At 41.8% G+C, this 11,810-nt stretch carries 13 protein-coding genes; 12 read left to right on the top strand and 1 reads right to left on the bottom strand.

Annotated features, from left to right (window positions below; translation table 11 throughout):
• The first annotated feature begins 1 nt into the window (after position 1).
• Genes mreC through WKT00_RS02465 form a run of 9 tightly spaced genes read left to right on the top strand, consistent with a single transcriptional unit; the run spans position 2 to position 8,443 of the window.
• On the top strand, positions 2 to 886 hold the full coding sequence (gene mreC / locus WKT00_RS02505) for a rod shape-determining protein MreC (protein ID WP_101694303.1): 885 nt from the start codon (positions 2 to 4) through the stop codon (positions 884 to 886).
• A gap of 3 nt (positions 887 to 889) precedes the next feature.
• Positions 890 to 1,408: a rod shape-determining protein MreD gene (mreD, locus tag WKT00_RS02500; RefSeq protein ID WP_101694304.1), complete on the top strand. Its 519-nt coding sequence runs from the start codon at positions 890 to 892 to the stop codon at positions 1,406 to 1,408.
• Entirely contained in the window at positions 1,401 to 4,340 is a 2,940-nt protein-coding gene (locus WKT00_RS02495; RefSeq protein WP_340260723.1) for a penicillin-binding transpeptidase domain-containing protein, read from the top strand. The genes mreD and WKT00_RS02495 overlap by 8 nt, the downstream gene beginning before the upstream one ends.
• 17 nt (positions 4,341 to 4,357) lie before the next feature.
• Positions 4,358 to 4,948, top strand: coding sequence for a septum site-determining protein MinC (locus tag WKT00_RS02490; protein ID WP_101694306.1), 591 nt, complete (start codon positions 4,358 to 4,360; stop codon positions 4,946 to 4,948).
• Positions 4,930 to 5,721 (top strand): septum site-determining protein MinD, encoded by a 792-nt coding sequence (gene minD, locus WKT00_RS02485; RefSeq protein WP_101694307.1) that lies wholly within the window; start codon positions 4,930 to 4,932, stop codon positions 5,719 to 5,721. Before WKT00_RS02490 ends, minD begins: the two co-directional genes overlap by 19 nt.
• 12 nt (positions 5,722 to 5,733) lie before the next feature.
• Positions 5,734 to 5,940, top strand: coding sequence for a cell division topological specificity factor MinE (locus WKT00_RS02480; protein ID WP_101694308.1), 207 nt, complete (start codon positions 5,734 to 5,736; stop codon positions 5,938 to 5,940).
• Between the two features lie 2 nt (positions 5,941 to 5,942).
• Complete coding sequence (locus WKT00_RS02475; protein ID WP_101694309.1) at positions 5,943 to 7,067, top strand: FtsW/RodA/SpoVE family cell cycle protein; 1,125 nt, start codon at positions 5,943 to 5,945, stop codon at positions 7,065 to 7,067.
• A gap of 25 nt (positions 7,068 to 7,092) precedes the next feature.
• Positions 7,093 to 7,488, top strand: coding sequence for a methylglyoxal synthase (gene mgsA, locus WKT00_RS02470; protein ID WP_101694310.1), 396 nt, complete (start codon positions 7,093 to 7,095; stop codon positions 7,486 to 7,488).
• Positions 7,472 to 8,443, top strand: a complete 972-nt coding sequence (locus WKT00_RS02465) for a D-alanyl-D-alanine carboxypeptidase family protein (RefSeq protein WP_101694311.1) — start codon at positions 7,472 to 7,474, stop codon at positions 8,441 to 8,443. The genes mgsA and WKT00_RS02465 overlap by 17 nt, the downstream gene beginning before the upstream one ends.
• Before the next feature lie 30 nt (positions 8,444 to 8,473).
• On the opposite strand, the gene WKT00_RS02460 is transcribed toward WKT00_RS02465, so the two are convergent.
• Entirely contained in the window at positions 8,474 to 8,674 is a 201-nt protein-coding gene (locus WKT00_RS02460) for a DUF378 domain-containing protein (RefSeq protein ID WP_101694312.1), read from the bottom strand.
• A gap of 76 nt (positions 8,675 to 8,750) precedes the next feature.
• On the opposite strand from WKT00_RS02460, the gene WKT00_RS02455 reads away from it, so the two are divergent.
• The 3 genes from WKT00_RS02455 to WKT00_RS02445 are packed head-to-tail and all read left to right on the top strand — an operon-like array spanning position 8,751 to position 11,809.
• Positions 8,751 to 9,701: a TIGR01212 family radical SAM protein gene (locus tag WKT00_RS02455; RefSeq protein ID WP_101694313.1), complete on the top strand. Its 951-nt coding sequence runs from the start codon at positions 8,751 to 8,753 to the stop codon at positions 9,699 to 9,701.
• 18 nt (positions 9,702 to 9,719) lie between these two features.
• Positions 9,720 to 11,099, top strand: coding sequence for an HlyD family efflux transporter periplasmic adaptor subunit (locus WKT00_RS02450; protein WP_340260714.1), 1,380 nt, complete (start codon positions 9,720 to 9,722; stop codon positions 11,097 to 11,099).
• 14 nt (positions 11,100 to 11,113) lie between these two features.
• Complete coding sequence (locus WKT00_RS02445; RefSeq protein WP_101694315.1) at positions 11,114 to 11,809, top strand: YggS family pyridoxal phosphate-dependent enzyme; 696 nt, start codon at positions 11,114 to 11,116, stop codon at positions 11,807 to 11,809.
• Position 11,810: the final 1 nt, after the last annotated feature.

The following is an 11,810-nucleotide window of genomic DNA, read 5'->3' as shown; positions in this document are numbered from 1 at the left end:
TATGAAAGCAAAAAAGCAATCGTCACTTCCGGGAAAATACTGGCTTTTAATACTGGCTGTGATCTGCGTTATTTTAATGGGAATTGAACAGATAACCGACGGACGAGGTCCGCTGAAATGGATTGCCAACTATACGGTGATTCCTATGCAGAAGGGAATCAGCTATGTGGGACGATATATGAGCGATCTGTCCGATAATTTTGCCACCCTGGAAGATATGAAGAAGGAAAACAAGGAACTGCAGTCCAAAGTAGATGAACTTACCATTGACAATACAAGACTTCGGCAGGAGCAATACGAACTGGAGCGGCTGCGGGAATTGTACAAGCTGGATGAAAATTATTCGGATTACGATAAGATCGGGGCCCATGTAATTGCCAATAACGGAAGCAACTGGTTCTCCGACTTTACCATTGACAAAGGAAGTCATGACGGTGTGAAAGTAGATTCCAATGTGTTGGCCGGAAGTGGTCTGGTAGGAATCGTTACGGAGGTAGGACCCGATTACGCAAGAGTTCGCTCTATTATCGATGATTCCAGCAATGTCAGCGGAATGATTCTGTCTACGTCAGACACCTGTGTGGTGCGCGGAGATCTGGAGCTGGCAGCCGATGGGCGTCTACGTTTTGAGAAACTTGCCAATAATGACAATAAAATCGAGGTGGGAGAGCAGGTCGTAACTTCCCATGTCAGCAATCGGTTCCTGCAGGGACTTTTTATCGGATATATCAGTGAGATTGAAGTGGATTCCAACAATCTAACACGATCAGGATATATTACACCTGCGGTTGATTTCAGCAAACTTCAGGAGGTTCTGGTTATTACCACAACCAAACCAGAACTAACCAAGGCGAAAGAAGCAGAAGAAACAGGACAAGGAGAATAGTCTATGAAAAGAAAACTGATCACATTTGTGATGATCATCGTATGTTTTCTGCTGGAGAGTACCGTATTTGACAAACTGGCATTTGCATCCATAAAGCCAAATCTTTTGATTATTGTCGTATCTTCCTGCGGATTTATGCGGGGAAAGAAAGAAGGAATGTTTGTTGGATTTTTGTCCGGAATTTTAATTGATTTCTTCTGGGGGACCGCGCTGGGATTCAATATGCTTTTGTATGCTGTGATTGGATATCTAAACGGCTCTTTCCGGCGTCTGTTTTATGACGATGATATCAAATTGCCGATTGCTCTGATTGGAGCCAGTGAAGTGATATACGGACTGGTCACTTATATTTGCAATTATATGTTGAAAGGCGATTTCTCATTCGGCGATTATTTGGGACATATTATTCTGCCAGAACTAGTGTATACCATTTTGATTACATTGGTTCTGTATCAGATTATCCTTCATATTAACAAGAAACTGGAAGCAGAAGAGCAAAGGAGTGCAAGCAAATTTGTATAGTGTATGGGAACGAGTCAAATCAGGCGTAAGCAGATTTGTACAGTCACGAGGCTTCGTTGCAATTATTGTGTTTTGTGTGCTGTCGGCCATTCTGCTGCAGCGGGTATTCTATTTGCAGATTGTAAAAGGTCAGGAGTATTTAGACGACTATAAACTGCAGATTCAGAAAACGAAAGAAGTACAGGGAACCCGCGGAAATATCTACGATCGAAACGGAAAACTTCTGGCTTACAATGAGCTGGCCTATTCGGTGACAATCGAAGATAACGGTGATTATGATTCATTAAAACAGAAAAACAAGGAATTGAATAAAGTTGTATCTTCTGTGATTCAGATGGTGGAAGCAAATGGGGATACTGTGATCAATAACTTTGGTATTATTTTGGATAATAACAACAATTATATCTATGTTGCTGAGAATGATACCCAACGTCTCCGTTTTATTGCGGACGTTTTTGGAAAGCAGTCAATCGACCAGCTTTCTAAAAAACAAAAGCATATTTCAGCGGAAGGACTGGTTCGTTATCTATGCACAGATGAAGTCTATGGATACGGAATCAATCAGAAAAAACTGAGCAAAGAAGAAGTTCTTAAGCTGGTAAACGTTCGATATGCTATTTCGCTGAACAGTTATCAGAAGTATATTTCCACTACCATTGCAGAGGATGTCAGCGATGAGACAGTGGCAGATATCATGGAAAATCTGGATACTTTGCAGGGAGTCAATGTGGAAGAGAAATCTCTTCGGCGCTACAACGACAGTTACTGTTTCGCAAATATGATCGGCTATACCGGGCAGATTTCACAGGAAGAATATGACGCTCTTAGTAAAGAGGATCAGAAAAAATATGATAAAAATGATACCGTAGGAAAATCTGGTCTGGAAAAAGTGATGGACCATGATCTGCAAGGTGAAAAGGGCGAATTAAAACTGTACGTCAATAATGTCGGAAAAGTGATCGAAACTGTGAAGGGTAAAGATCCAGAAGCTGGAAATGATCTTCATCTTACGATTGATGCAGATCTTCAAAAAGCAGCTTATCATATTTTGGAACAAGAATTAGCTGGAATTCTTCTTGCGAAGATTCAGAACACTTTAAACTATGACCGCACGCAGGTGGAGGACGGAAGTGATGTAATCATCCCGATTGGAGATGTATATCACACTTTTATCGGCAATGATATTCTGGATATGAACCATTTCGCAGAAGAAGGTGCAGGAGCAACCGAACAGGAAGTATCTGGAATTTTTACCGCAAGAAAAGAAGCGGTGAAAACAGAGCTGACTCAGATTTTCCAGGATCCGAATGCAGCTGCATATAGAGATCTTTCCAAGGAGATGCAGGCATATCTGACGTATCTTGTAACGGATATACTTACCACCGGCAGCAAAGTAATTCTTTCTGACAACATTGATACCAATGATGCTACGTATAAGTCCTGGAAAGAAGAGGAAAGCATTAATGTTTATACGTACTTAAGTTATGCCATTTCCAAAAACTGGATTGATACTTCTCTATTGAAATCCTATGTATCTTCTAATGGAGATTATTCCGATTCCAATGAACTTTATCAGGGAATCGTAAGCTTTTTGATGGATTACATTGATTCGGACAGTGGTTTTGATAAGCTGGTATACAAGTATCTGATTAAAGCCGGAGCCGTTACGGGAAGGCAGATCTGTATGATGCTTTATGAACAGAACATTTTGGAATATGATGAAGCTCAGTATGAGGGATTAAATAGAGGAACGATTGTCCCATATGATTTCATTCGCGGAAAAATCGAGACCTTAGAAATCACTCCCGGACAGCTTGCACTGGAGCCGTGCACCGGTTCTATGGTTGCCACAGATCCCAATACCGGAGAAGTGCTAGTCTGCGTATCTTATCCGGGATACGACAACAATCGGTTGGCTAACACGATGGATTCTATTTATTACAACAAATTGGTGACGGATAAAGCAAGACCTTTCTACAACAATGCAACCCAGGAAAAGACGGCTCCGGGATCTACGTATAAGCCATTGGTTGCCGCAGCTGCACTGACAGAAGGTGTTGTGAATACCGGTACTTATCTGCCGTGTCACGGCATTTATAAAAAAGTAGATCCGAATCCAAAGTGCTGGATTTATCCGCTGGCTCACGGAAGTCTGAATATTGAAGGAGCCATTGAGAATTCCTGTAACTGCTTCTTTTATGAAACAGGGTATCGGATGAGCTTGAAAGATGACGGATTAACGTCTATTACTTCTGACAATGAGGAAGGAAAGGAAACAAGGACGTATTATTCCAGTGAACAGGGACTGGATACATTGAAGAAATATGCGACTATGTTCGGGCTGGGAGAGACGTCCGGACTTGAGATTCCGGAATCCGAACCGCAGATCTCCGATGATTCTTCTGTGCCATCTGCGATTGGACAGGGTACCAACAACTACACCACCAGTCAGCTTGCAAGATACATTACAACCGTTGCAAATAAGGGGAATCTGTTCAAGCTAAGTCTGATTGATAAAGTAACAACCATTGACGGAGAAATGGTGAAAGATTACACACCGGAACAGGAAAATACACTGACGGATATCAGCAGTTCTACCTGGACTGCCGTCCATAATGGAATGAAAAAAGTAATTTCGTCAGCCCATCCGGATATGTTTGCAAAGCTTATGGCCAGCGATGTTTCTCTGGCGGGAAAGACGGGTACCGCGCAGCAGAGTACAACCCATCCGGACCACGGATTGTTCGTTGGCTTTGCACCGAGCGAAAGCCCGGAGATTGCATTTGCCATCCGTATTGCCAATGGATATAGCTCTAATTACGCTGCTGAGGTAGGACGTTATGTTATGGAATATTATTACGGAGTCACTCCAACAGAAGAGATCCTGACAGGACATGCGGCCAAGATTACTACCAGCGGAGGCGGAGATTAAAGAAAGGATGATCTTATGTGAAAGAAGCGCTGCTCATTAAGAGTAACCGATACGGCATTACTATCCATTTTGATCCAGAACGCCCATACGAGGAACTCCTGACAGAGACTGTAGAGCGTTTTGAGTCCTGCACCCGATTCTTTGACGGTGCACAGATGGCGGTGGAGTTCACCGGCCGTACTTTCACAGAAGAGGAAGCATGCCGTATGGCAGAAGCCATACAGACGGCAGCAAAAATACAGATACTATGTATCGTTGAGAAAAATACGTACACAGAAACTATACACAAGCGTATGCTGGATGAAAGTCTGGAAGCCATCCATGAGCGAGACGGCCAGTTCTATAAAGGTACATTAAAAGGAAGACAGATTCTGGAATCAGAGACCAGTATCGTAATTGTCGGAGATATTGAAGAGGGTGCAACCGTTATTTCCCGTGGAAATGTGACCGTAACAGGAAGCATCTATGGAAGTGTGATTGCCGGTGCTTACGGGAATAAAGATGCATTTATTGCCGCCGGCTATATGAACCCCAAGAAGCTCCGAATCAGGGACAGCGAAGTAAAACCAATTATAGGAGGAAGTTATTCATGGGCGAAGTTATCGTAATTACATCAGGAAAAGGTGGTGTCGGCAAGACCACGACCACCGCAAATATCGGAGCCGGTCTGACCAGATTTGACAAAAAGGTGGCTGTCATTGACACAGACCTTGGGCTTCGGAATCTGGACGTGGTCATGGGACTGGAAAATTTAATTGTCTACAATTTGGTAGACGTAATCGAAGGCAACTGCAGATTGAAGCAGGCGCTTATTAAAGACAAGCGTTATGAGAATCTTTACCTTCTTCCGTCTGCCCAGACTAAGGATAAGACAGCAATTTCTCCGGGACAGATGAAGAAGTTGACAGCGGAGATGAAAGAGGAATTTGATTACATACTTTTGGATTGTCCGGCAGGAATTGAACAAGGATTTCAAAATGCTGTTGCAGGAGCTGATCGAGCCATTGTGGTCACAACACCGGAGGTATCGGCAATCCGTGATGCAGACCGAATCATCGGTCTTCTGGAACAAAGCGGAATGAAACAACTGGATCTTGTAATTAACCGAATTCGTATGGACATGGTGAAGCGGGGGGATATGATGTCGGTGGACGACGTCACGGAGATTCTTTCTATTCCGTTAATTGGGGCCATTCCTGATGACGAACATGTGGTGATCGGAACCAATCAGGGTGAGCCGGTTATTGGACTTGATTCCAAGGCAGGACAGGCTTATCTGAATATCTGTAAACGGATTATGGGAGTGGAAGTACCATTTATGGACCTGGAAAGCAGCTCTGGTCTCTTGTCTAAGCTTACCCACCTCTTTAAAAAAGATTAAGGGAGGGAGTCCATGAGGAAAAGATCTTCGGTATTCATTGCAAAAAACCGCTTAAAGACGCTGGTTCTGTCGGACCGCGTCCACTGTATTCCATCTGCATACGATAAAATACAGCGAGAGCTGTACGAAGCACTTTCCAAATACATGGAACTTACAGAAGATGATTTTCATATGGAGATTAGCCGCACACAGGTTGTCATTACATTTGCAGGAGATTAACTATGAAATTACCAAAATTTACGAAACCGTACCGTTTGAAAGATTACAATTTCACACTGGTCATCTTGGTTTTTGCATTATCCATTCTTGGCATACTGGTCATAGGAAGTGCAAAGGAATCCTATCAGGGAAAGCAGATCATTGGTCTGATTCTGGGAATCATTATAATGGTTATCGTGTCTTTGATTGACTATGTCTGGATTCTGAACTTTTATGTATTTCTTTATGCATTTGCGATCTTGTCTTTGGGTGCCGTACTGGTGATCGGTGAGGAAGTAAACGGTGCAACCAGATGGATTGACCTTGGATTTACGACGTTCCAGCCATCGGAGCTGGCAAAAATTTTGTTGATCCTCTTTTTCGCAAAGTTCCTGATGGATCACGAAGAAGACGTTAGTGATAAGATGACGATTATCAAATATGCAATTCTGTCTGCCATACCGCTGGCGCTGATTGTTGTGGAACCAAACCTGTCAACGACAATTTGTACGGCACTGGTTATTTGCTTGATGATTTATATAGCAGGATTAAGCTATAAATTTATTGGAACGGTGCTGCTCATTTTAATTCCGATAACTGTCATTTTTCTTGGAATTGTTGTGCAACCAGATCAGAAGCTTTTAAAAGATTATCAGCAGAAACGAATTCTGGCATTTTTAGAACCGGAGAAATATGCAAGTGACGAAGCCTATCAGACGAAGAATTCCATCATGGCAATCGGTTCCGGACAGCTGACTGGAAAAGGACTGGATAATAATACCACGACATCTGTGAAAAACGGAAACTTTATTTTGGAGCCACAGACGGATTTCATTTTTGCAATCGTAGGCGAAGAATTAGGGTTTATCGGAAGCAGTATAGTCATTGCGTTATTGCTGCTGATTGTGATACAATGTATTTTAATAGGATTGCGATCGCAGGATCTCGCAGGGAGGATTATCGGCTGCGGGGTAGGCGGGCTGATCGGATTTCAAAGCTTTATTAATATTGGCGTTACAACCGGAATCATTCCGAATACGGGAGTTCCATTGCCATTTGTAAGTTATGGATTAACATCTTTGGTCAGCCTCTATATTGGAATTGGTTTTGTACTGAATGTAGGATTACAACCGAAAAAATATCAATAAGATATCAACAAGGAGTGAAAGAACAATGAACATAGGCCTGATTGCACACGACTCCAAAAAGTCTCTGATGCAGAATTTCTGTATTGCCTATCGTGGAATCTTGAGCAAACATGAATTGTATGCTACCGGAACCACTGGAAGAATGATTGAAGAAGTGACGAATTTGAATATTCATAAATATCTGGCAGGCCCGCTTGGGGGAAAACAGCAACTTGGAGCACAGATTGCACAAAATGATATTGATGCATTAATTTTCCTTCGTGAACCTTCCAATCCAAAACCACATGAGCCGGATGTAAACGATGTGATTCGATTATGTGACCTTTATAATATTCCTATGGCAACCAATCTGGCCACAGCGGAACTCATTATTTTAGCAATTGACAGAGGAGATTTAGACTGGCGTGAAATGTATCGGTAAATTAACAATCACTTGCCTGGCTCTTACAACAGCATCTGCCATCCTCTTTTCCGGCTGCGGCAAAAAAGAAGTAGTAGTGGCTGCTTATGAGGCAGAAAATTATAATAAAGAACTTTATATAGGAAAGCTGTTTGCAGAAGATTTATGTATAGCAAATGGGAACATCTCCATGGATGGGGCGCCGGATCCGGCTGGAACCCATGCAATTGGTCTTTTTGATTTGGAAGGAAAGAAGACGGATTTTGCATACAACGTACAGGAGCGACTCTATCCTGCCAGTACGACTAAGATTATGACAGCGCTTCTCGCTATCGAGAATGCAGATCTGGAGGATAAAGTAACCATATCTGCAAATGCAGATGCCAGAACCTTTGCTGCGGATGAATCTACCTGCGGAATCAAAGAAGGGGATGAGATGACTTTAGAGGATTTGTTAAATGGTCTTCTTCTTCATTCCGGCAACGATAACGCGGTAGCAATTGCGGAACATGTAAGCGGCAGTATAGAGGAATTTGCCAAGCTTATGAATGAACGAGCTGAAAGTCTGATGGCAACGGGGACTCATTTTACAAATCCAAGCGGACTGCATGATGAAAATCACTATACAACAGCATATGATTTGTATTTGATTTTTAATGAATGCATCAAACATCCGGAGTTTGTAGGTATCATTCAGAGTTCTTCCTATACGGCGAATATCAAAGGAGCTGATGGAACTCTGCGTCAGGAGACCTGGGAACCATCTCATTTCTATGCACAAGGGGAAGCAGTTCCACCAGAAAATGCATCCATTATCGGTGGCAAGACAGGAACTACCAAGCTTGCTGGCAACTGCCTGATTCTATTAGAAGAAGATCAGAATGGAAAACCGTTTATTTCGATTGTAATGGGAGCGGATACAAAAGATCTGCTGTATCAGGATATGACTGCATTGATAGAAGGGATTCCAAATTAAGAAAAGGGACTGCATTTTGCAGTCCCTTGTTTATGGGCGAGTGTCGATTCTTCCATACAAACTGATCAGGTAAAGACCGCATAATCCCACCAGCGTATAAATAATACGTGACAGCCAGGAGAGATTACCGAATAAAAATGCTACCAGGTCAAAGCGGAAGATGCCGACTAAAAGCCAGTTGATTGCACCGATAATAACTAAAGTCAGCGCAGTATTATCAAACCATTTCATGTGATGTCCTCCTTTTTTATGCTATCACTAGCATACCCAAAAAGAGGAAAAATATACAGAAAAAAGGAAAAATAAAATGGGAGAGAAACAACCTTATTACGCTTATTCCGATTATTTAAAAGAAAAATACCATGAAAAAGTCTATAAACTACCCGTCAATCTGCCGGTAAACTGTCCCAACCGGATTCATGGCAGCGGATGTGATTTTTGTGCAGAGCAAGGCACAGGATTTGAGGCAATGAAAAGTAGTGTTCCTGTTAAGGAACAACTAGAAAAGACGAGGGAATATATTGAAAAAAGATATCATGCCCACAAGTTTATCGCTTATTTCCAGAATTACACGAATACTTATTTACCACTTACAGATTTTCAAAATTATATGGAAGAAGCGGCGTCTGTCTCGGACATTGTAGAAATTGCAGTGTCCACCAGGCCAGACTGTATCCGGCGTTCTTATCTTGATGTTTTGAAAAAATTTCAGGAAACGACAGGAATTGAGATTACCATAGAACTGGGGCTGCAAACGGCTAATTATCATACGCTTCTTTGCATTCATCGGGGACATACGCTGGCAGAATTTTTAGACGCGGTACTTTTAATCCGAGAGTATGGATTTGAGATCTGTACACATGTGATCTTAAATCTTCCACAGGACGATCTTTACGATGTCATAGAAACCGCAAAAATTCTTTCTGCGCTTCATATCTCCACGGTAAAGGTGCATTCCCTTTATATTGCAAAAAACACAAGGTTGTGTGAGGACTACGAAAATGGTACAATATCGATATGTTCCAAAGAGGAATATTTCCAAAGAGTATCGGAATTTTTACAATATTTGGATCCTGGTATTGCTGTAGAGAGGCTGTTTAGCCGGATTCCTCAGGAAGATGGAATATTTTGTAACTGGGGGACAAGTTGGTGGAAGCTTCGGGACGAACTGCTTGCATATTTGGAAACGCAGGACAGTTATCAGGGAAAGCAGTACCATTATCTTTATGGAGCAGCTCTGCCTGCTTCATATGACTAGTTAGGAGGCAAAGAATTCGTGTCAGGAAATCAACCGACGAACATACAGGTTTATCGAAAAAAATGGAATTTTAATATTGGAATTATTTTGTTCGGAGCCATCTTTATTTACCTTGCAGCAACCATATTGATGTATCTGACTTCTAATCAAGTGGCAGCTTATGAAGTAAGAGAAGGTTCTATCTTGAAAGATAATGCTTATCGCGCAATGGTTTTGAGAGATGAGATGATCGTTACCGCAGATGCCGATGGATATGTCAACTACTTTGCACTGGAAGGCAGCAAGGTAGGAGTAAAGACAAGGGTCTATTCGCTGTCAGATGAAAAGCTGGATTTTAAAGATACTCAAGCAGATGACACTCCAGAATTATCGGCAGAAGAACAGGCATCTCTGCTTCAGAAAACACAGAGTTTTTCCGATCGCTTTGAGGAAGAACAGTATCAGGACGTCTATACTTTAAAAAACACCATTCAAACTATGCTGGAAAATAAATCCAATCAAAGTAAACAGGCACAGCTGGATGCTATGGCTGCTGAACAGCCCCAGGGACTTGCTGTTTATTCGGCGGCCTCGGATGGAATTATTGTCTATGCTACCGATGGATTTGAAGGTATAACGAAAGCGGATGTCACCGAAAAATTGTTTGATAAAAAAGACTATCAGAAAAAAGAACTTTCTAATAATATGAAAGTCCATGCCGGTGATCCCGTCTATAAGCTGGTCAGAGATGATAAGTGGACGGCAGTTATCCTGTTAAGCAATGAGATGGCAAAGCAGATGAAGGATCGAACCAGTGTAAAGGTTCGATTTTCAAAAGACCATGAGACGGCAGTAGCATCTTTTGAAATGACTCAGAACAAAGACGGAACATTCGGTTTTTTGACCTTTGAAAATGCCATGGTTCGGTATGCGCAAGACCGTTTTCTTGACATAGAACTTATTTTGGAAGACGAATCCGGATTGAAGATACCAAAATCTTCCGTTACCAAAAAGGCATTTTATCTTGTTCCTGAAGATTATCTCACACAAGGCGGTAACAATAAAGAAATCGGAATTCTAATTGATACCGGAAAGGATCATGCTGACTTTCAGAATGTCGACGTCTATTACAGAGATCAGGAAACAGGAATGATTTATCTGGATGAAACTGCTTTTGATTCAGGAACAATACTTTGTAAGCCAGATTCCTCGGATCAATTTACGATGAAAGAGACAAAGACGCTAAAGGGTGTATACAATATCAATAAGGGGTATGCCGAATTTAAACAAGTGCAGATTCTCTGCGAAAGTGAGGAATACTATATTGTAAAGTCTGGCAATGATTATGGACTGACCAATTATGATCGCATTGCACTAAACGGAAAAGAAGTGCACGAAAACGATGTTGTATTTCAATAGAAGGAGTGAAATTTATGCTAGAGGAAAACCTCAAAGACGTAGAAGAGAAGATTCAACAGGCATGTGCGCGGGCTGGAAGAGACAGAAGCGAGGTAACACTGATTGCCGTAAGTAAAACAAAACCGGAAGAAGTTCTAAAAGAAGCCTATGATCTGGGAATCCGGGTTTTTGGAGAGAATAAAGTCCAGGAACTGACCGACAAATATGAAGCGCTTCCAAAGGATATTCATTGGCATATGATCGGGCATTTGCAGCGAAATAAAGTGAAATATATCATTGATAAGGCAGAACTGATTCATTCGGTAGACTCCATGAGACTGGCGGAAGCGATCGAAAAAGAAGCAGCAAAAAGAGAACTCATTGTCGATGTGCTTTTGGAGGTAAATGTAGCAAAAGAGGAGAGTAAGTTTGGTCTCATGCCGGAAGAGGTGGAAGAATTCGTTGAAAAAGCTGCCAAATTCCCACATATCCGGGTTAAAGGTCTTATGACAATTGCGCCTTTTGTAGATAATCCAGAGACAAATCGTCCGGTTTTTGCTCGTTTAAGAAAATTATCTGTTGACATTGACGCAAAAAAAGTTAATAATATTACTATGAGTATTCTGTCAATGGGTATGACAAATGACTATCAGGTTGCGATTGAAGAGGGCGCTACCATGGTGCGTGTGGGAACCGGAATTTTCGGAGCACGCAATTATACTCAAGTATAAA

It is taken from the genome of Dorea sp. ICN-14282, assembly GCF_037890115.1.
Taxonomy (GTDB): domain Bacteria; phylum Bacillota; class Clostridia; order Lachnospirales; family Lachnospiraceae; genus Dorea_B; species Dorea_B phocaeensis.
Note: the sequence above shows the minus strand (reverse complement) of the source record. Positions and strands in the feature narration are given on the sequence as shown.

What these genes read in the sequence shown, in the direction of transcription:
- mreC (WP_101694303.1), top strand. Translation starts at nt 2, where the DNA reads ATGAAAGCAAAAAAGCAATCGTCACTTCCGGGAAAATACTGGCTTTTA.
- mreD (WP_101694304.1), top strand. Translation starts at nt 890, where the DNA reads ATGAAAAGAAAACTGATCACATTTGTGATGATCATCGTATGTTTTCTG.
- minD (WP_101694307.1), top strand. Translation starts at nt 4,930, where the DNA reads ATGGGCGAAGTTATCGTAATTACATCAGGAAAAGGTGGTGTCGGCAAG.
- WKT00_RS02480 (WP_101694308.1), top strand. Translation starts at nt 5,734, where the DNA reads ATGAGGAAAAGATCTTCGGTATTCATTGCAAAAAACCGCTTAAAGACG.
- WKT00_RS02475 (WP_101694309.1), top strand. Translation starts at nt 5,943, where the DNA reads ATGAAATTACCAAAATTTACGAAACCGTACCGTTTGAAAGATTACAAT.
- mgsA (WP_101694310.1), top strand. Translation starts at nt 7,093, where the DNA reads ATGAACATAGGCCTGATTGCACACGACTCCAAAAAGTCTCTGATGCAG.
- WKT00_RS02460 (WP_101694312.1), bottom strand. Translation starts at nt 8,674, where the DNA reads ATGAAATGGTTTGATAATACTGCGCTGACTTTAGTTATTATCGGTGCA.
- WKT00_RS02455 (WP_101694313.1), top strand. Translation starts at nt 8,751, where the DNA reads ATGGGAGAGAAACAACCTTATTACGCTTATTCCGATTATTTAAAAGAA.
- WKT00_RS02445 (WP_101694315.1), top strand. Translation starts at nt 11,114, where the DNA reads ATGCTAGAGGAAAACCTCAAAGACGTAGAAGAGAAGATTCAACAGGCA.